The following is a 20,585-nucleotide window of genomic DNA, read 5'->3' as shown; positions in this document are numbered from 1 at the left end:
GCACACTTTCATTTCTGGTTCTGACATGTTAGAAGGTTACTTATGCTTTTATACAGAACATGATTGAATTTATATAAAATTTAGAAAATTTATAATATTTTAATAAGATACTAAATAATTTTTCGACAAATGACAACCTTTTTCTAAAAAAGGCTTTTCGACAAATTTCAACATCTAGTGTGTTTATACAAAAGAAGTGCGAGGCAGCACCTCGCACTTCTGCACTACTTGTTTTCGATTTCTCCTTCTTGCTTACCTGGATATTTCTGCTCATCAAACTTATAAATATATACTTTGGAATACTTGTTATCACCTTTTTCATCAAATCCAACCTTTGTCACTGCGCCCTCGTAATTAGATATTTTACGAACTGAATCGCGAACTTGTTCACGTGTCGGTAATTTATTGCCGTTATCCTTAATTGCTGTTTTTAATCCCTCTAAAAGAACACCGGCTGCATCATATCCGTAAGCAGAATAGCCCTCTACTTCCTTACCAAATTTCTTTTTGTAGGTTTCAGCAAACTTTTTACCAGATTCTGACTTCATTGGGTCAGCCGCAATAGAGGTATAATATGTATTTTTGATTGTGACACCAGCAATCTCTACGAGAGAAGAAGAATCAATGCCATCTCCACCCATAATTGGGATATCTAAGCCTTTATCACGCGCTTGCTTAACTAAAAGACCCGCTTCAGCATACAAACCGCCAAAATAAATTAAATCCGGTTTCTTTGCCAACACTTTATTCAATACACCGTTAAAATCTTTTTCTCCAACTGTAATAGACTCGTGACCGAGAATTTTGCCCCCTTCTTTTTCAACAGCTTGCTCAAATGCTTTAGCTAAACCTGTTCCATACGCTGTTTTATCGTCAATCACAAAAATATTTTTCGTATTTAACGTTTTAACTGCATGAGTTGCACCCGCAGGACCTTGGAAATCATCACGAGCACAAATACGGTTAACAGATTTCAAATTGCGATCTGTTACATCTGTCGCTGTATTTACTGGAGAAACCATAACAAGATTGTTTTTTTCATATACTTCAGAGGACGGAATTGCAACCCCTGAATTCAAGTGACCAACAACCCCAAGAACAGCTTTGTCAGCCCCGACAAGTTGTGCATTAGCAACCCCTTTTTTCGGGTCAGCTTGATCATCATATGGAACAAGCTGCAATTCAAATCCTAGTTTTTTAAATTCTTCTTTTTGTTCTTCCAGTTTCAATTGTGCACCAAGCTTAATGGCTTCTCCTTGTGTAGCTGAGGCGCCCGATAACGGAGACTGGGTCACAATTTTAATTACCTTGCTACCTCCGTTTCCCGATGTTCCTGCTGTCGGTTCCGATTGTTTGCTGCTGCATCCTACTAAAATCCCCATAAACAGGGATGTAGACAGAACTAGTGCCGTTCCTTTTTTTAACATCACTGAAGCCCCTCCTAGTTTTTTAAATATTAAAAATATTTAGTTAAATAATAAGTGAATTTGTATAAATGTACAATCATATATTTTTATACAAATTTAGACATACGATACGTGAAATTTAAAAAATACAACACTATTATTTCATTTATATATAAATTATATATATTCACAAAGGTCATTCAATGAAATGAAATTTCATTTCTCTTTGCGTGCTTATTCAAAGACTTTATAAGAGAGACAAAAAAGGAGCACTTCTACATATCGCTAGAAATGCTCCTACTTAAAATATTTCTTGTTTATTTTGTTGTATTAAGACCTCGTATCAATAATCAACAACAAGTTTTACTTTATATTATCGATTTTCCAACCAAACTTCTAAAACAGCATTGCTTCCACTATCGACAAGAGGACTACCGTTGCTATAACGATCGCGCGGTTTTAATTGCTCTGTAGCCACTTCCTCTATCTCGTGGTTTGCATGCTTTACATATAACACTTGTTGTTCCCTCATTACACACACACCCACAATATAATAGGGATTTGTTTTAACCTCTTTAAAAATCAAATGCCCTCGTTTCGCACGATTGGATAAATCAATTTCTTTTACTGCCATTTTTTTCACGGCACCGCGCTGTGTAATTACTGTTGCATATTCATCATCGGTTACACATACAGCTTGCACAACGTAATCACCATCTCTTAAATTAATCCCTTTTACACCTGCTGCTCGCACACCAATTGGTGTTACTTCTTCTTCATCAAAACGCAGTGCATAGGCACCGTGCGTGAACAAAATAATATTGCGTGTACCGTCTGTTGGCTTTACAGCTACGACCTCATCATCGCCTTTGATATTTACCGCAACAAGTGCTCGAGAATAACGTTGCACCTTATACTGCTTCAGTTCTGTTTTTTTAATCATACCGTTTCGTGTTGCAAATACAAGGTAGCGCTGATCTTCTTCAAAGTTTTTAACAATAATAGCTTCAATTAAAGCTTCATCTCGTTCTAATGCAACAATATTTGTAATATATTGCCCCAAATCTTTCCAACGAATATCTGGGATTTCATATACCGGTAAATATACATAATTTCCTTTGTTCGTAAACAAAAGCAGGGTATCTGTTGTGTTACAGTCAAACCGAGCCAACAAACGGTCTCCTTCTTTCATACCAAAGTCCTTACCGTTAGATGCATTATGTGAACGCCAACTTGTTCGCTTTACATAACCTTCTTTTGTAATTGTAACAATAACATCTTCTTGCGGAATCATAACTTCCATATCAATTTTAATTTCTTGAATGTCGCGCTCAACCATCGTTCTACGCTCATCACCATAACTTTTCTTTACACGTTTTAAATCTGTTTTAATGACTTGCAACAATTTCTTTTCACTGCCAAGAATTGTCTGCAACTCGTAAATCTTCTTTGCAAGTTCATCCGCCTCTTTTTGCAGGGCGGTAATATCAGTATTTGTTAAGCGATACAATTGCAAAGACACAATCGCCTCCGCTTGCGCTTCGGTAAACGCAAATGCTGCAATTAAATTATCCTTTGCATCGCGTTTATCTTTTGAGGCACGAATTGTTGCGATGACTTCATCTAAAATAGATAGCGCCTTCATTAAACCAGCCACAATATGTTGACGCTCTTCTGCCTTTTTTAAATCAAAGCGTGACCGATTTGTTACTACTTCTTTTTGATGTGCAATATAGGCATCTAATATTTGCAATAATCCCATCAGTTTTGGGCGACGATTGTGAATAGCAACCATATTAAAATTATAAGGCACCTGTAAATCCGTAGACTTGTATAAATAATTTAAAATTCCTTCTGCGTTGGCTTCTTTTTTTAACTCAATTACAATGCGAAGACCGGTACGGTCTGTTTCATCACGTACCTCGGAAATGCCATCGAGCTTCTTTTCGATACGTAAATCGTCCACCTTTTTCACAAGATTGGCTTTATTAATTTCATAAGGTATCTCTGTAATGACAATTTGCTGCCTACCGCCGCGCATATCCTCAATGATCGCTTTTCCCCGAATAATCATTTTACCGCGACCTGTTTCATACGCGCGTTTAATACCTTCCATCCCTTGAATGATTCCCCCTGTTGGGAAATCAGGACCGCTCATTACCTGCATAAGATCACTTACCGTACAATTCGGCCGATCAATACGCATCACTACAGCGTCAATAACCTCGGCCAAATTATGGGGTGGAATTTCAGTCGCATACCCTGCGGAGATACCTGTAGAGCCATTCACGAGCAAGTTCGGAAAACTTGCAGGCAAGACAATTGGCTCTTCACTTGTATCGTCAAAGTTGGGCACAAATTCTACCGTTTGTTTATCAATGTCGCGTAACAATTCCGACGCAATTGGTGACAAACGGGCTTCTGTATAACGCATTGCTGCTGCGGGATCGCCATCGATGCTACCGTTATTGCCGTGCATTTCAACAAGTACATTACGAACCTTCCAGGTTTGACTCAAGCGAACCATCGCTTCATACACAGATGTATCACCGTGTGGGTGATAGTTACCAATAACATTTCCGACTGTTTTAGCTGCTTTTCTGTATGGTTTATCATGTACATTGCCCTCTACATACATGGAATATAAAATACGACGCTGCACCGGCTTTAATCCATCACGTGCATCAGGCAATGCACGGTCTTGAATAATATATTTACTATATCGACCAAAGCGATCACCAATTACGTCCTCAAGAGGTAGATCATGAAATTTCTCTACTTGCATGTTACTCCACCTCCGTTGTAATCATTTCATTTTCTAAAATATTTCCTTCTTCCTGCAATCCGAACTGCACATTACGCTCAATCCATTTACGGCGCGGCTCCACCTTGTCACCCATCAGCGTAGTCACACGGCGCTCTGCACGAGCTGCATCATCAATTTTAACACGAATTAGCGTGCGTGTTTCCGGATCCATTGTAGTTTCCCAAAGCTGATCGGCATTCATTTCCCCAAGACCTTTGTAGCGCTGGATTGTATAGCCTTTACCTATTTTTTTAATTACTACCTGCAATTCTTCATCTGACCAAGCATATAAAATCGTTTCCTTTTTACCGGTACCTTTGCTCACTTTATAAAGAGGAGGTAATGCAATAAATACCTTACCTGCTTCAATTAAAGGCTTCATATAGCGATAAAAGAATGTGAGCAACAACACTTGAATATGGGCTCCATCCGTATCCGCATCCGTCATGATAACAACTTTATCATAATTAATATCTTCCACTGAGAATTCAGAACCGACACCGCCGCCGATAGCATGAATAATCGTGTTAATCTCTTCATTTTTTAGAATATCTGCAAGCTTTGCTTTCTCAGTATTGATGACCTTTCCGCGTAAAGGAAGGACTGCTTGGAAACGACGATCGCGTCCTTGTTTAGCTGATCCGCCTGCGGAATCCCCTTCCACAAGGTACAGCTCGTTTTTTTGCGGATTGCGTGACTGCGCCGGTGTCAATTTGCCGCTAAGCGATGTTTCAGACCGTTTTTTCTTCTTGCCGCTACGAGCCTCTTCACGGGCTTTTCGAGCAGCTTCACGCGCTTGAAATGCTTTGATGGCTTTTTTAATTAATAAGTTTGCTGCCTCTGGATTTTCTTCTAAAAAGTATGCCAAATGCTCAGAAACAATTGCGTCTACAGCAGAGCGAGCCTCACTTGTTCCAAGTTTACCTTTTGTTTGCCCTTCAAATTGCAATAATCCTTCTGGAATACGAGTTGATATAATAGCCGAAATGCCTTCTCGAATATCAGATCCTTCTAAGTTTTTATCTTTCTCTTTCAAAAGTCCCATTTTGCGTGCATATTCATTAAATACACGAGTAGAAGCCGTTTTAAAACCCGCTTCGTGCGTACCGCCATCCTTTGTACGCACGTTATTGACAAACGATAAAATATTTTCCGAATATCCATCATTAAACTGAAACGCAACTTCTGCTTCAATCTCATTTTGCATACCTTCAAAATAGACAACAGGATGAAGAGCGTCTTTTTCTTCATTTAAATAAGAGACAAAAGCTTGAATCCCCGTTTCGTAATGAAAGACATCCTCTAAATCATTGCGCTCATCTTTTAAAGTGATTTTCATGCCTTTTAACAAAAAGGCTGATTCGCGTAACCGTTCGCTTAATGTTTCGTAATTATAATTGGTAGTACTAAAAATGAGTGAATCTGGTTTAAAATGAATTGTTGTTCCAGTTTGTTTCGTCGTTCCTTTTTTCTCCAATGTTGTGACCGGATTCCCGCCGTTTTCAAAGCGCTGCTCATATATAAAACCATCGCGTTTAATAGTTACAACTAACCATTCAGAGAGCGCATTTACAACAGATGCACCTACACCATGTAAACCACCACTTGTTTTATATCCGCCTTGTCCAAATTTACCACCTGCATGCAGTACAGTAAGGATGACCTCTGGTGTCGGTTTTCCCATACGGTGCATACCAGTTGGCATTCCACGTCCCTTATCCTGCACGCTAATACTGTTATCTTTATGTATAATAACTTTAATCTCATTGCCAAATCCAGCCAAAGCTTCATCTACAGAGTTATCTACAATCTCATACACCAGATGGTGCAATCCCCTGCTATCAGTGCTACCTATGTACATACCAGGACGCTTTCGTACAGCTTCCAGTCCTTCCAGCACCTGAATCGCATCTTCATTATATTGTATATTCGCCAAAGTGCTTACTCCTTTCCTCCGAAAACAAGAACATATGTTTCTTTTATAACATAGCTTATCCGTTTCTGACAAGCATGCCTCCATAGATTGTCTGCTAATATGTCTCAATTTGTTATCTCGATTGACAACCGTATACATTAGTAATATACAAGGTTGAACAGAAAAATCCTTGTGTATAACAAGGATTCCTCTACGTTACTATTCCAAAAAAAGATACGTTTGTCAATCTTAGCTAAGATGACCTACATAAGTTTATAGCGTGTTTCTATCATGATAAACAGTAAGAAAGAACGACTCGCTAAGTGCCTATAATGGCGTTCAACACATGCTTTTCGTAACTCTCTATTAATATTATACCTACAAACCTTCCGTTCTGCTTCCCTTCTAAAACAAATATCATTTTTCTATTTGTACTTGTATACTTAAATTCCCCAAATTTTATTCATAAGCCAAATTAGAAAAATCCAAAAGGGTGCGATCAAAATCACACCCCATAAGCAACCGCGAAAAAAGTTTGCATCCTTCACTACCGTGTTAAAGCATGCTCCACTTTAATACAGCGGTCCATGATAATCGTCCGTCCAGTGTCCTTTAAAAATTCGTACGTTGCTTCATCCTGCAGACCAAGTTGCGACCAATATACGTCGGCATCAATCTTCATAAACTCATGAGCAACACCTAATAGGTATTCAGAACGACGAAACACATTTACAATGTCCACGTGCCCCTTGATATCCGTTAATGACTTTACTGCTTTTTCTCCCAAAATCATATCCGCATTCGGGTTAACTGGAATAATTTCATATCCAGCATCTTGCATCGCTTTGGATACCATATACGATGTACGTTCCGGATTATCCGAAAGACCAACAACCGCAATACGCTTGCTTCGTTTTAAAATGCGACCAATTTCTTCTCGCGTTGGGTTTTTGAACATATACTCTGCCTCCACCTATTCAGCATTCACATCAAGCGTAATTGTTTTCTCCTGTTTTTGTCCTGCGCGATAAAATTCCACTTTCATAGAATCGCCGATTTTTTTCTTATCATACAAATGTTTTCGGAATTGTACCGCGTTACTAATCGGTTGTCCGTCCAACGCTACAATTACATCCAAATCCTTTAGCTCCACTTTTGCCGCAGGTGAACCTGGTGTAACGGCCATTACAACAACACCCCCATTTATATTTTTTGGTAGGTTTAGTTGTGACAGCCCATAGCTCGATATTTCATCTAATGACCTAAGCTGAATGCCCATAAACGGTCTTTGTACTTTTCCATATTTCTCAATTGATTCTAGCACCGGCTTTGCAACATTTACAGGAATAGCAAAGCCAATCCCCTCTACTTCTTGCTGCGCAATCTTACTAGAGTTGATTCCAATTACTGAACCGTTTGCACTCAGCAATGCGCCCCCGCTGTTACCGGGATTAATAGATGCATCTGTCTGAATTACCTGTGCTTGCCAGTCCGGATTACCATCTTCATTAATATCTACCGGTATTTCACGATCTTTACTACTAATAATTCCTTCTGTTACAGTACCAGCAAATCCAAGCGGGCTACCAATGGCAACAGCAGTTTCTCCCGCACGGATTTTATCTGAGTCACCGAGCGTTGCCACTTTTGTAATTTCACTGCCGTCTACCTCAAGAACAGCTAAATCAAGCCAAGAATCTGTACCAACAAGTTTCGCTTCTAACTTCTTACCGGTACTGAGTACAACCTCTAGCTCCTTCGCACCTTCGACAACATGATTATTGGTAACAATCAAAGCCTTATTATTAACCTTTTTATAAATAACACCTGATCCTGTACCAGCTGCCTGTGTCTTATTTGAAAACGGGTCGTTGCTTTGATATTTCATTACACTTACGACCGCATCCTTGGCACCTTCCACCATACCAGCAATATCAGTTGCTTTCATGTTTTGCACAACCGGTACAACCGTACCTTCTGTTTTCTGTATATTTTGTACAGTGTTGTCTCCTGGCATATATGCTCCTGCTGCTGTAACAGCTACTGCACCAATTACCGCTCCGACCAGGCCGGTAAAGAAATAGCCTTTTTTGCTGCCTTTTCGTTTCTCGTATCTTGTCATATCAGTTTCGTCATAATATCCCATTTTACTGGCCCCTTTCTTGTAAGTAAATTCAGTGTAATACACTGCTGTGTATTCGCTGTGAAATTATCGTGAATTTCAACAAGAAATTTTAGTTTTATTATATATCATTCCACATTCATTCTTCAAATTTATAACCGGCTCGAATGACGGTAGTAATATGATACGCCTTGTTTCCTAGCTTACTTCGCAGTTTCTTTACATGTGTATCCACCGTACGGTCATCACCATAATAATCATAGCCCCAAAGCTGATTTAACAAATGTTGCCGCGATAAAACAATCCCTTTATTTTCCATAAAATATAAAAGAAGCTCAAATTCTTTGTGAGTCAGTATCACTTCATTTCCTTCAATGGATACTGTACGCGATAATTTGTTTACCTCAATACCGCTTAAAGATAACATATGTTCTTCTTGCCCAAGCGAACCTTCCGCTCTCTTTAACAATGTTTTTGCACGCGCTACTAATACTTTTGGACTGAATGGCTTTGTTACATATTCATCCGCACCGAGTTCAAAACCAAGTAGTGTATCTTCCTCATCCGCACGTGCTGTTAACATGATAATTGGAACACCTGACTCCTTTCGAATACGACGGCATATAGACCAACCATCAATTTCTGGTAACATAATATCCAGAATAACTAAATCAATATCATGTGCCTCAAATTGAGATAGCGCTTGCTTTCCATCTTCTGCTTCTACGACTGTAAATCCCTCATTCAAAAAATAATCAGAGACAATTTCGCGCAGGCGCTGTTCATCTTCTACAAGCAGCACCGTTTTATTCATAACAATATCCCATCCTTTATCTAATGTTTTTCATATCATACCATATGAAACTCATTTTGTAGGTTTTAAAACTACCAGATTAAGCAGACATTTTTGGCTTAAACACAACATATACATTCTAATCTAGCGGCATTGGATATAAGAAGGTACCGAAACCACCTACTGTATGAGGCATGTGTATCAGAGAATACTCATTTTCCTACTTGTCCATGTATCATGACGATAAGAATTCTATATAAAAAGATACTCTTCTCTTACATTGCTTCTGCTGGTTATGATACAATGGACAAGCAATATTTATCATTTTTTATCATGTTTTTAAAGGAGAATGGACTATGCTTACATACGTATTGTTTGCAGTTGCATATTTGCTCGGTTCCATTCCGTTTGCCTTGATTGTGGGAAAAGTAGGCTATGGCATTGATATTCGTCAACACGGTAGCGGCAATCTCGGCGGTACGAATACATTTCGTACACTCGGAAAAAAAGCGGGTTTTATTGTAACCATCGGAGATATTTTAAAGGGAACAATTGCTGCTTCTTTACCTATTTTATTCGGACTGGAGTGGAATCCTCTTTGGTTTGGAATTGCAGCAGTAATTGGACATATGTATCCAATATTCGCGAACTTCCGCGGTGGTAAAGCTGTGGCAACATCTGCTGGTGTGTTACTGTTTTGTCAACCTTTTGTTTTTGTCATTTTGTTAGTTGTGTTTTTAAGCTTGTTGTTTACAACAAAATACGTATCATTATCTTCTATTCTCACTGCTATAAGCGGTGTAATTGCTGCCTTATTTGTGGATGATACGCCATTTTTAATTGCGATTTCGGTACTTGCTATATTTGTAATCTATCGCCATCGTGCTAATATTTCACGAATTATTAATAAAACAGAGCCAAAAGTGAAATTCTAAGCATATTGATAGCGAGTTGCCTGTACATCCTCTATACTTAAGGTGACGAACTAGGAGGAATTCACTATGCACATTTCAATTTCAAATGACGCAGCAAATTGGTATAAGCGCGAAATGCTTTTAAACGAAGGTGATCAAATTCGTTTTTTTGTACAATACGGCGGTTGCAGTACAGTACAAAAAGGCTTATCTCTTGGTATTCGAAAAGACCTTCCGCAGCATATAGCTGCCAGCACACAAGCAGAAGGACTCACTTTCTTTGTGGAAGCGGACGATGAGTGGTATTTTGACGGTCATAACTTATCAATTACATATACACAAGGAGAAGAAGAACCTGCTTTTCATTACGAAAAATAAAGCTTGCTGATAATTAACAAACAACCTTAACAAAGCAAAAGTAAAACGCGGCGACAGTGCCGCGTTTTACTTTTGCTCCTCCCATCCATCGTTGCTAAGATGCATCTGAAGTAATTTTGCTTCCCCAGCCTGCTCGTACACAACATAGCCCTTGTTAAGTTTCATAAATACAATGGGTTCTTCCTCACATCCCTTGACACAAATACTCGATACGCTTGCAAGCAACGATAGTAATTCCGGCTCCTCCACGCTTCGATCTATCAGCTCACTAAAGGTATAAGATCGGAAGCCCTGTAATTCAACCTGAAACATTTCTTCCACAACATCTACTCGATACGGATGAGCTTCATTTTGAAATGCAGCCATACTATGATGCGCAGCACGAAATCCAAACACTGTAATAAACAGTATCGTTAAGAGCGTTCCTGTTAGCGAAACCAAACGTATTCTCTTCCTCACACTACTCCCCCCCACCTTACTTTATGCAAGTCCAGTATGTAGATATGAAAAAAGAAGCTGTACATACAGCTTCTTTGCTTAATTTATGTTCTCATTCTTTTGCTCGCGTACATAAATTTCATACCAATCTGGGTACAACTTTTTAAATGATACCGGACGGAACGTATCTTTTTTCACTAAAATATTGGTTGTGCTCGCTGTAATACATAGCTCGCCTTTTTCGTTTAAGATTTCATATCCATACACAACTCGCAGTGGATTCACAGCTTCAATCCATGTTTTTACAATAGCTTTCTCTCCGTATCGCATTGCCTTCCTATATGTAACTTGCAAATCAAGAACCGGTGACACAATTCCGTCTTGCTCCATTTGGATATACGATAAACCTAAATCTTCTATCAGCTTGGTGCGACCGAGCTCAAGCCAAATTACATAGTTGGCATGGTATACCACGCCCATTTGATCAGTTTCCGCGTAACGAATATCAATGATATGTTCAGATACATGCATAATAAAAGCTCCTTTTTGGCTGTTCTTTCCATGTACACTATCATAATACAATCCTCTGCAAAATAAAATAGAAACAATGCATCTTTTCCAATAAGGAGTGGTTGTATGATTCAAATTGCAGTTGTAAAACGAGGCGATACGTTATTTAAGATGGCAACGCAGTACGGCACAACCATCGAACAAATCGTCCTGGATAATGGTTTGAACGCGAGTGCACCACTCGTCATCGGGCAGGCGTTGCTCGTTAACACAAAAGGAAATGTATACTATGTCCAATCAGGTGATAGCTTGTATACGATTGCACTTACTTACAATGTACCGTTACAAACACTTGCGAAAGTGAACAATTTATCACTCAATAAAATGCTTCTAGAAAATCAGCGGCTATATATCCCAAAAGGACAAAAGCGAATCATTGAGCCTATCGCATATTTACAGCCTACAACGGTACCCATTAAAGAAAGCTTGCTGAGCGCAACAAAAGCCATCAGTCCTAACCTGACCTATTTAGCATATTTCAGCTTTGAAGCAAAACGAGATGGTACTTTGAAAGAGCCGGTGAGTCTAGAAGCTGTTCTAAATATTACCATGCAAAACCGTGTCATTCCGATGTTGGTTATCACCAATTTGGAGAACGGCAATTTTAGTTCTGAAGTAACATCACTGATTTTTAATAATCCTTCCCTACAAAATACATTTATTACAAATGTAATTACAACTGCTCAAAAATATAACATGCGTGATGTGCATTTTGATTTTGAAAATGTCGCTCCCAAGGATCGAGAACCGTACAATCAGTTTTTACGCAATGTCAAAACGCGTTTGCCTGAAGGCTATACATTAAGCACAACTCTCGTTCCTAAAACAAGATCTGACCAAAAAGGCGCCATCTATGAAGGATTGGATTATAAAGCACATGGAACTATCGTTGATTTTGTTGTCATTATGACTTATGACTGGGGATGGCAAGGGGGACCTGCACAAGCGGTATCACCAATAGGACCTGTAAAAGAAGTTATTCAATACGCAAAAACACAAATGCCAGCCAATAAAATCGTATTAGGGCAAAATTTATACGGCTTCGATTGGACACTTCCATACAAAGCTGGAGGGAAAGCACAAGCTGTCAGCTCTGTTGCAGCTGTAGCAATCGCTCGCAACAATAACGTTCCCATTCGTTATGATTATAGAGCACAGGCACCAACCTTCAACTATGTGAAAGATGGGAAAGAACACGAGGTTTGGTTTGAAGACGTTCGTTCCTTGCAGGCGAAATTCAATCTAATAAAGGAACAGGGCCTACGTGGCATCAGCTATTGGAAAATCGGCCTACCCTTTCCTCAAAACAGTCGCTTATTGTCAGAAAATTTTACGATTAACAAAAAAGGTTAAATCAAAAAAGCTGACAGTCGTCAGCTTTTTTATCATTGTTGCTTATTATTATATGCTGCTTCTTCCTTGATTTCATTGCGCATCGCTTCAATGCTCTCTAAACGGCGTTGATTTTTCGCTTCAATGTCAGCGCAATCTTGTTCATTAGAAAAGCGGGCAGCTTCTTCTGCTTCATGCATATTTTCAATTGTATTTTGTACCATTTCTTGCAGTTTTGCTGCGTTATCGCTTCTATCATCCGGGTTCGCTTTATAATGATCCATTGTAATCCTCCTTAGTAATAGAATACATCGTTATTGTGCTTAAAATAAAAAAGACTATGCAATGAACGTAAAAAGAGGCGAAACTTCGCCTCTTTTTACGTTAACCGTTATCTACAATCGGTTGTTTTCCTGTTTTGTCCTGCATTTGCTTTCCTTTATTTCCACCGGCTTCGCGTGTATTTGTACCAATATGATTTGGCGTATAATGCATTGAATGTTTTTTTGGATTTCCCATTTTTATCACCCCTTCATAGCTAGTATGACCTAAGGGGCTTCTTCCTTATTCCGCTTGTTTGAGACGCTTTTCAAGTCTCGCTTCTAAACGCTCCTCAAGCCGCTCAATAGCTTTGCTATCTTGCATCAATTCCAATTTATTTTCCATCACTAGCTCTTTAAATGATTTTCTTCTACTGCGACGCATACAATCATTCCTTTCCATCACTTTTTTGCTAGTATAGACAAAATAAGTAAGTTTAATCCGATTTTTGACATAATTCCTATAAAAATGAATAAAGTCTAAACTTTAACATAATTACGAAAGAAACCTCCTATTTCAAGGGAAGCTAAGTGGTGAGTAGTTCTCTAGAGCAAAATAAAAAACCTGTGCCAACACAGGTTTTACTGCATATTTTTAATTGTTTGTTCCATAAAAGATTCAGACATCGGGCCAATATATTTTTGGCGCACAATACCTTTTTCATCAACAAAATACGAAGTCGGTAAGCTGATTACCTTATATATATTGCTGACAGTAGATTCGGTATCAAGTAAAATCGGGAAAGTTAAGCCATTTTCGCTAGCAAAGGTACGAACTTTCTCTTGTCCCTTCGCACGCTCCGATACAGTATAATTGACAGCTACAATCACTACATCATTTTGATGAGAAGTATAATATTTCTGCATATCTGGCATTTCTTCTTTACAAGGCGGACACCAAGTAGCCCAGAAGTTAAGAATTACTTTTTTACCTTTTAATGCAGAGAGCTTCACTTTCGAACCGTCTAGTGCCTGCAGTTCAAAATCCGGAGCTGGCTTACCGATTTCTGGTCCGGCGGTTGCCATCGCTTCTTCTGCCTGGATTGTTTGTTTTACCTGCTTGTCTTTCGTAAACTGCTGGTATCCTGCATACCCTGCCATAGCTAGTAACACAAGCGCTATTATTGCCTTTCGAAGCATCAAAATCATTCCTTATCTTTTTTTATCAGTGTATACAAACAAGCACTTTACTATTCCGTTTTACTACTATGTATCAGTTGATACTGCCGAGATACACACGTCCGGCGTCTTCATTTAAAAAGCGCTGGCGTAATGAAGCTCGTAATTCCTGTGGATAAAATCGATACTTTTCAATATCGGCAAGTGGTAACCAGACAACATCAATCTGCCCCTCATCTAGTTGTGATGCCCTTTGTTTATTAGGCTCCGTCAATGCTTCACACCAAAACATAAACTCCATCTGATGTAAATGCGAATCAAAAGCAGCATGTTCATGAAACTTGCCAATATATTCTCTCACAAATAGCAAATCACCCGGCTTCACTTCGATACCAGCTTCTTCTATGCACTCTCGCTGTACCGCTTCATGCAATGTTTCTCCAAACTCCTGGCCGCCGCCAATCAATAAATAAAAGTCCCCATCGGTGTCCCGCTTTTGTATCACCAACAAATGATTATCTTTGATAATGATAGCTTTTGCTGAGTTACGAATCTTCATGCCATCCCCCCTACATCTGTCGCTCATATATTCTCTATACAAACTTACTACAAAATGAAAAAAAGTGCCATGTTTATAGGCACTTTGTTATATACACGTTACCGCAAATCAACGGTTTCGCATCTAATACGCTCTTTAAACTGCTCTTGCTTTTGAAGTGATAAACGATACTCATCTTCTAGCATTTCCGCCAATAATTGATGTCGTACTGCTTTTGCTTCATAACGTTCTTTAATAAGAATACGACATTCGTTTAAAAACTCCAAGTACGGCTCATATGTGTGATTATACTGTTCCTGTAACTGATTGCGAATATGCTTTGCAAGCTTCGGGCTAGCACCGCCCGTAGATACTGCAATAAGTAACTTTCCCTGTTTTAGTGTTGCTGGAAAATGACAATTACCGCGCTCGGGGTCCGTAATTACATTTACAAGTTGATGCTCACTCGCTTCTTGTTCAATGCGAATGTTTATGTCTTTATCGTCCGTTGCTGCAATGATTAAGAACGCATCCTTAAAATCGCTTCGCTTATATGTCCCTTGAATCCAATGCACTCGACTAGTCTCTACTAACTCTCGGATGGGACTACAAAGTTCTTTGCTAACTACAGTTACATCTGCTTTCGCCTCAAGCAACAGGCGGATTTTAAAAGAAGCCACTTTCCCTCCGCCTGCTACCACTACTTTCTTACCTTCCATACGCACTGTAATCGGATACAAAAGCCTCCCCCCTTATCGCTTCACTTACTCGTTCTGCTAAAATACGTTGCAGATGCGCATGATAACCAAGGTACGAACAGAGTACAACATGATTACCGTAGCGCCGAACTTCTCGTTCCATTCCTTTCATTAACAACCCTGTAAAAAGGAGATACGGTACGACAAACAGTTGTGTTTGCATTGTAGCTGCAGTCCTGAGCGCTTCTTCAAAGCGTGGCTCGGCGGCGGCTAAAAAGCAGATCTCTACACTTTGAAATGGGTGCGCTTCTTTTAAGAGTTGCGCAATTTGTTTCATATCACGTTTCACATCTGCATCACTGCTGCCACGCCCCACCAGTAGAACTCGCGCTCCCTCTCCCGCTTGGTTTACATCAATACGCTCTAGTAAAATATCTATAATGCTGCTATGAACGCCAAATGGTCTTCCATACGTAACTGTAACGTTCGGATACTGCTCCTTTACATGAAGCAGCTCATTAGGAATATCTTCCTTTGCATGAACAGCTGTTAACAATAAAACAGGTACAACAGCAATTCGTGTCGCTCCTTTTGTAACACATGTAGCAAATCCCTGTGCAATTGAAGGTGCAGCTAGCTCTAAGTAACACACTTCTTGTATAGGAGCATCCACAAGCTTCATCGCTTGCTCGGTAAAAAAACGTGCTTGTTCATTAGCTTCCTTTACCCTGCTTCCATGACATACGTATAATACAGCTTGCATTTAAAACGCCTCTCTTGCATAAGGAAGTGGTTGTTCAAACCATTTGATCTTTTCACGAAAGCGCACTACTTCCCCCACGATAATCATGCTTGGATTTTGTACCTGTTCTTTTTGAGCAATCGTCACAATCGTACCGAGCGTTCCTGTGACTGTACGTTGCTTTTCAGTTGTGCCCCATTCCACCAAAGCAACCGGCGTTTGTTCACTTTTTCCATAATGGATGAGTTGTCCGCAAATATATGGTAAATTGCTCACGCCCATATAAATTGCTAGCGTATCAATACCTTTTAAACTTTCCCATTTTGTTTGCTCTTCCGCACCTGCACGTCGATGTCCCGTAACGATAGCAAAGCTTGCTCCCGCCTCACGATGAGTAACTGGAATGCCGGCGTATGCAGGAGCTGCAATACCTGCTGTGATACCTGGAATTACTTCAAATGGGATTGCATTTTTCACAAGTGCCTCTGCCTCCTCAGCGCCCCGTCCGAATACAAACGGGTCACCTCCTTTTAAACGTGTGACTACCTTTCCCTTTTTCGCAAGCTTTACTAAAAAAGCATTGATTGTTTCCTGTTGCATCGTATGATAATCCGGTAATTTACCGCAATACATCAAATCAGCTTCGGGCTTTGCGTGCGTCAGTAACTCCTTATTCACAAGCCGATCATATAGGATTACATCTGCTTCTTGAATGCATTTTAAACCTTTCACAGTAATCAAATCCGGATCCCCCGGTCCCGCCCCGACAAGATATACCTTTCCCACACGCTTCCCCTCACTTTTTATGGTGGACTCTGTTAAATCTCACCGTTGCTTGTTCACAGCGAGATTTAAGAACGCCTTATATTAAAATATTTTCTTGCTCATAAATTACATATCCAGCACTTTTATGAATGCGCTTTTTCTCATATAAGGTGATATCTGTAATCACAGGTAATCGTAAAAAATATTTTTCTAATTCTACCTCAACTGCCCGAAACGCCTTTTCTTCATTTTCAGCAACAATAATGACTGGAATCACTTTCTCTTCAGCCACCACCTCAAAACGATATAGCTCCATCGTTACACCGCCGCCTCCTCTAGAATATCATCAAGCTTTTGCTGCAGATGCTCTAAACCAACGCGACCCACATAAGAGAAAAACGATTCATTTGGCAATTTTTCTGTTTTGAATACAGATAAAAATTCGTACAAGACGGCTGGTAAATGCTCGCCATCAACCTTTCCTTTTAACTTCTCATTATAAGTTCCGCCGTCAAGGAGTGTTCCCCCCACATATAATTCAAAGGCTTCTACCATGCGCTTGTCCGCTGTTTTCATTTTCACGCCTTGCAAGCCGATATCAGCAATTTGACGCTGTCCGCAGGAGTTAGGACACCCTACCATATGAATACGAACTGGTACATCTAATGTGAGCTGTTCATCCAAATAGGTGGCAATGCGACGTAAACGTTCTTTTGTTTCTACTAAAGCAAGATTGCAATATTCGATACCTGTGCAAGAAACAGCGTGACCGATAAACGATTGCGGCTGTTGGTTGATGCGCTGGAACAACGGCTCTTGTAGCAATGCTTCAATGTTCTCTTTTGGCACATTCGGAATTAAAAAGTTTTGTGAGTTACATGTGCGAATATCACCATTTCCATATGCTTTTGCAATGCGCGCCACTTCAAGCAATTCACTTGCATTCATACGCCCTACTGGTACATTAAAACCAGCGTAGTATAATCCATCCTGCTTTTGTTCATGTACTCCATAAAAATAGCCGGCGTTCCATCCTTCCGTTGCATCTTCTCCCTTTTCTGGCAATGGACCTGTTAGCTCAAGCAGCTTTTCCTTAAATGTATCTACGCCCCAATCAGCAACTAAGAATTTTAAACGAGATAAGTGGCGTTTTTCACGATAACCGTAATCACGGAAAATAGTCGTAATTGCAATCGCAATATCCTTTACTTGCTCTGGACGAATAAAGATATCCAGCGTTTTTGCTAAAAATGGACGCGCTGATAATCCTCCGCCTACTTTGACATGAAAGCCATTAACACGAGTTCCATCTAGATCTTTTACAGCTGGTGTAAATGCCACACAATTAATTTCTGCGTTTGATGCATTGTACGTATTAGCGCTAATCGACATTTTATATTTGCGTGGTAAGTTGGAGAACTCCTCGTTAAATTGGAAAAACTCGTACACGTCTTTTACAATTTCAGTGGTGTCAAATAGTTCATTTCGATCAATGCCAGCAAGTGGATTGCCGACGATATTACGTGTAATATCACCACAAGCACCAGCTGAAGACAAGCCAGCGTTTTCAAGTCGCTGTAAAATATCAGGAATTTGCTCAATACGCAGCCAGTGAAATTGAATAGCTTGACGCGTTGTAATATCCACAACGTCACGACCATAATCTCTTGCAATTTCCGCCAATACAATAGCCTGATTATTCGTTAAGATACCGGACGGTACATTGACACGCATCATAAAATACCCTGCTTCTTTTGGCCGTTGTAAATATAAGCCAGCCCATTTGAACATATCCCATTGTTCTTTTGGAATGGAATCAAATCCATTTTCCGCGTAGTATGGAATATCTTTATAAATCTCAAGACCATCTTTGACAAGCTTCTTTTTCTCTGTTTCATTTAGCTTTGGGTTCTCCGCCCATGTTTTTTCATAGCTCACACTTTCCGCCCCCTTAAATGTATTGTTTGTCTCGTAAATACTGCAGCAACTGCTCCGCACACGTATCTGCCGTATATACATGCGTATGGAGAGTAATTTCCGGATTTACAGGCTCTTCATACGGTGAATCAATTCCTGTAAATTGCTTAATTTCACCGTTTCTTGCTTTTTCATATAAACCTTTCGGATCTCGTTTTTCACATTCTTCTAGCGGACAGTGAACAAATACTTCAATAAATTCGTCAGCTTCAAGTAAATCACGCACCGTTTTTCTATCTTCTTGAAATGGTGAAATGAAGGCTGTTAATACGATAGTCCCGCTATCGACAAACAGCTTTGCAACTTCGCCGATGCGACGAATATTTTCCTTGCGATCTTCTTCGGAAAAACCTAACCCCCTATTTAAACCGTGCCGCACATTATCGCCGTCTAGCACGTAGCTACGGATATTTGCGTCAAATAGCTTACGTGCCACCGCATTTGCTACAGTGGATTTACCAGAAGCAGATAGTCCAGTGAACCAAAGTACAAAGCTGTTATGGTTGTTTTGTTTTCTTCGTTCTGTCTTTGTTACTGAGGCATCGTGCCAGATAATGTTTTCACTCATTGGACACCTCCAGCAGCAACCTGTTCCCGACGTAATCCACGAATTAACACTTCGATGACTTCCTGACGACTAAATGTGCTCGGGGGAATCTCTCCATTTCGCAACATTTCACGAACCTTAGTACCTGATAAAATTACATGGCTTTCGGCTCCATGTGGGCAAGTTTTCGCAGAAGCCATTGCACCACACTCATTACAGTAAAAGCTATTTTCAAAGAACAATGTCGTAATCCCGATCTCCTCTGCTGTAAAATTACTAAAGATTTTTTGCGCATCGTATGTGCCATAATAATCACCAACTCCTGCGTGATCACGGCCTACAATAAAATGGGTACAGCCAAAATTTTTACGCACAAGTGCATGAAAAATTGCTTCACGTGGGCCTGCATACCGCATAGCTGCTGGAAACACTCCTAAAAACACACGAGATTTCGGATAATACTTTTGCAATAACACTTCATAGCTCTCCATACGAACATCAGCCGGAATATCGTCGGACTTTGTTTCACCAACAAGTGGATTTAAGAATAGACCGTCTACTGTTTCTAATGCTGTCTTTTGAATATATTCATGCGCACGATGTACCGGATTTCGTGTTTGAAACCCTACCACTGTTCTCCAGCCTAACTCGGCAAACTTTTGTCTTGTTTCAATAGGATCGAATCGATATGATGCAAATTGATCTTTTGGAACGCGCTTTACAAGCGTGATACGACCACCCAAATTAACATCAGGTCGATTAAACACACGCTTTACACCCGGGTGTGCCTCGTCCCTTGTTCCATACACATAATGTGCTTCTTTTAATTTATCCGGTGTATATATATCTTCGATTTGAAGAACGCCATATGTTATTCCATCTTTTATAAGGCGAACATGCTCACCTACACGTAGTTCATCTGCTTTTTCCTGAGTAACAGCCAACGTGATGGGAATACTCCAAACAGTACCATTGGCAAGACGAGTATGGTTGACGACTGTGTCATAGTCCTTTTTCGTTAAAAATCCAGTCAACGGGCTATAAGCACCTGTTGCAATTAATTCTAAATCGCTGAGTGCCACTGAATCTAACTCAACTTCTTTTTCAATATGAAACGTATCATACGTTTCATCCACTAATTGAATTAATGTACCGCCGTGCGGGAGAATCTGACTCATCTTTTTTCGCTCCTTTATTCATATACA

23 protein-coding genes are annotated in these 20,585 nt (G+C 39.8%); 3 read left to right on the top strand and 20 right to left on the bottom strand.

What is annotated here, in order from left to right:
• Positions 1-224: 224 nt before the first annotated feature.
• The 6 genes from EEJ45_RS01700 to EEJ45_RS01675 all read right to left on the bottom strand — a co-directional run bounded on the left by EEJ45_RS01700 (position 225) and on the right by EEJ45_RS01675 (position 9,063).
• Positions 225-1,427: a branched-chain amino acid ABC transporter substrate-binding protein gene (locus tag EEJ45_RS01700; protein ID WP_124563196.1), complete on the bottom strand. Its 1,203-nt coding sequence runs from the start codon at positions 1,425-1,427 to the stop codon at positions 225-227.
• Between the two features lie 352 nt (positions 1,428-1,779).
• Positions 1,780-4,191, bottom strand: coding sequence for a DNA topoisomerase IV subunit A (parC, locus tag EEJ45_RS01695; protein WP_124563042.1), 2,412 nt, complete (start codon positions 4,189-4,191; stop codon positions 1,780-1,782).
• Between the two features lies 1 nt (position 4,192).
• Positions 4,193-6,148 carry a DNA topoisomerase IV subunit B gene (parE, locus tag EEJ45_RS01690; protein WP_124563041.1) on the bottom strand — a complete coding sequence of 652 codons (1,956 nt, stop codon included), beginning with the start codon at positions 6,146-6,148 and terminating at the stop codon, positions 4,193-4,195.
• Between the two features lie 526 nt (positions 6,149-6,674).
• Positions 6,675-7,085 (bottom strand): CoA-binding protein, encoded by a 411-nt coding sequence (locus EEJ45_RS01685; RefSeq protein ID WP_124563040.1) that lies wholly within the window; start codon positions 7,083-7,085, stop codon positions 6,675-6,677.
• Between the two features lie 15 nt (positions 7,086-7,100).
• On the bottom strand, positions 7,101-8,273 hold the full coding sequence (locus tag EEJ45_RS01680) for a S1C family serine protease (RefSeq protein ID WP_124563039.1): 1,173 nt from the start codon (positions 8,271-8,273) through the stop codon (positions 7,101-7,103).
• A gap of 115 nt (positions 8,274-8,388) precedes the next feature.
• Positions 8,389-9,063 carry a response regulator transcription factor gene (locus EEJ45_RS01675; RefSeq protein WP_124563038.1) on the bottom strand — a complete coding sequence of 225 codons (675 nt, stop codon included), beginning with the start codon at positions 9,061-9,063 and terminating at the stop codon, positions 8,389-8,391.
• Positions 9,064-9,398: 335 nt separating this feature from the next.
• Here EEJ45_RS01675 and plsY point away from each other — a divergent pair, with 335 nt between their 5' ends.
• A complete protein-coding gene (gene plsY / locus EEJ45_RS01670; RefSeq protein WP_124563037.1) occupies positions 9,399-9,977 on the top strand; it encodes a glycerol-3-phosphate 1-O-acyltransferase PlsY in 579 nt (192 codons plus the stop codon).
• Positions 9,978-10,043: 66 nt separating this feature from the next.
• Positions 10,044-10,334 (top strand): HesB/YadR/YfhF family protein, encoded by a 291-nt coding sequence (locus tag EEJ45_RS01665; RefSeq protein WP_124563036.1) that lies wholly within the window; start codon positions 10,044-10,046, stop codon positions 10,332-10,334.
• 66 nt (positions 10,335-10,400) lie between these two features.
• Here the strand turns inward: EEJ45_RS01665 and EEJ45_RS01660 are convergent, their stop codons facing one another.
• Together EEJ45_RS01660 and EEJ45_RS01655 are read right to left on the bottom strand one after the other, a co-directional pair.
• Positions 10,401-10,793 (bottom strand): hypothetical protein, encoded by a 393-nt coding sequence (locus EEJ45_RS01660; RefSeq protein WP_124563035.1) that lies wholly within the window; start codon positions 10,791-10,793, stop codon positions 10,401-10,403.
• Positions 10,794-10,871: 78 nt separating this feature from the next.
• Positions 10,872-11,303, bottom strand: coding sequence for an acyl-CoA thioesterase (locus EEJ45_RS01655; protein ID WP_124563034.1), 432 nt, complete (start codon positions 11,301-11,303; stop codon positions 10,872-10,874).
• Positions 11,304-11,408: 105 nt separating this feature from the next.
• Between EEJ45_RS01655 and EEJ45_RS01650 the strand changes: the two genes are divergently transcribed.
• Positions 11,409-12,695 (top strand): glycosyl hydrolase family 18 protein, encoded by a 1,287-nt coding sequence (locus tag EEJ45_RS01650; protein ID WP_124563033.1) that lies wholly within the window; start codon positions 11,409-11,411, stop codon positions 12,693-12,695.
• A 32-nt stretch (positions 12,696-12,727) separates the two neighbouring features.
• Here the strand turns inward: EEJ45_RS01650 and tlp are convergent, their stop codons facing one another.
• The 12 genes from tlp to sat form a co-directional block, all read right to left on the bottom strand.
• Complete coding sequence (gene tlp / locus EEJ45_RS01645; RefSeq protein ID WP_124563032.1) at positions 12,728-12,958, bottom strand: small acid-soluble spore protein Tlp; 231 nt, start codon at positions 12,956-12,958, stop codon at positions 12,728-12,730.
• 100 nt (positions 12,959-13,058) lie between these two features.
• A complete protein-coding gene (locus EEJ45_RS01640; protein WP_124563031.1) occupies positions 13,059-13,193 on the bottom strand; it encodes an acid-soluble spore protein N in 135 nt (44 codons plus the stop codon).
• A gap of 45 nt (positions 13,194-13,238) precedes the next feature.
• Entirely contained in the window at positions 13,239-13,379 is a 141-nt protein-coding gene (locus tag EEJ45_RS01635) for an FbpB family small basic protein (RefSeq protein ID WP_124563030.1), read from the bottom strand.
• A 197-nt stretch (positions 13,380-13,576) separates the two neighbouring features.
• Positions 13,577-14,134, bottom strand: a complete 558-nt coding sequence (locus EEJ45_RS01630; RefSeq protein ID WP_124563029.1) for a redoxin domain-containing protein — start codon at positions 14,132-14,134, stop codon at positions 13,577-13,579.
• 73 nt (positions 14,135-14,207) lie between these two features.
• Positions 14,208-14,672 (bottom strand): NUDIX domain-containing protein, encoded by a 465-nt coding sequence (locus EEJ45_RS01625; protein WP_124563028.1) that lies wholly within the window; start codon positions 14,670-14,672, stop codon positions 14,208-14,210.
• 98 nt (positions 14,673-14,770) lie between these two features.
• The gene (locus tag EEJ45_RS01620; RefSeq protein ID WP_124563027.1) at positions 14,771-15,391 is read right to left on the bottom strand and encodes an NAD(P)-binding protein; all 621 of its coding nucleotides are present in this window, start codon (positions 15,389-15,391) and stop codon (positions 14,771-14,773) included.
• Positions 15,360-16,112, bottom strand: coding sequence for a sirohydrochlorin chelatase (locus EEJ45_RS01615; protein ID WP_124563026.1), 753 nt, complete (start codon positions 16,110-16,112; stop codon positions 15,360-15,362). Before EEJ45_RS01615 ends, EEJ45_RS01620 begins: the two co-directional genes overlap by 32 nt.
• Positions 16,113-16,877, bottom strand: coding sequence for a uroporphyrinogen-III C-methyltransferase (cobA, locus tag EEJ45_RS01610; RefSeq protein WP_124563025.1), 765 nt, complete (start codon positions 16,875-16,877; stop codon positions 16,113-16,115).
• Between the two features lie 76 nt (positions 16,878-16,953).
• Positions 16,954-17,172 carry a DUF3906 family protein gene (locus tag EEJ45_RS01605; RefSeq protein ID WP_124563024.1) on the bottom strand — a complete coding sequence of 73 codons (219 nt, stop codon included), beginning with the start codon at positions 17,170-17,172 and terminating at the stop codon, positions 16,954-16,956.
• Between the two features lie 2 nt (positions 17,173-17,174).
• Complete coding sequence (locus EEJ45_RS01600; RefSeq protein ID WP_124563023.1) at positions 17,175-18,794, bottom strand: nitrite/sulfite reductase; 1,620 nt, start codon at positions 18,792-18,794, stop codon at positions 17,175-17,177.
• Positions 18,795-18,807: 13 nt separating this feature from the next.
• Positions 18,808-19,401 (bottom strand): adenylyl-sulfate kinase, encoded by a 594-nt coding sequence (gene cysC, locus EEJ45_RS01595; protein ID WP_124563022.1) that lies wholly within the window; start codon positions 19,399-19,401, stop codon positions 18,808-18,810.
• Positions 19,398-20,558, bottom strand: coding sequence for a sulfate adenylyltransferase (gene sat, locus EEJ45_RS01590; RefSeq protein WP_124563021.1), 1,161 nt, complete (start codon positions 20,556-20,558; stop codon positions 19,398-19,400). The genes cysC and sat overlap by 4 nt, the downstream gene beginning before the upstream one ends.
• Positions 20,559-20,585 lie beyond the last annotated feature (27 nt).

The organism is Ectobacillus antri (genome assembly GCF_003852715.1).
Classification (GTDB): Bacteria; Bacillota; Bacilli; order Bacillales; family Bacillaceae_G; genus Ectobacillus; species Ectobacillus antri.
This window is presented reverse-complemented; position numbering and strand designations above follow the sequence as displayed.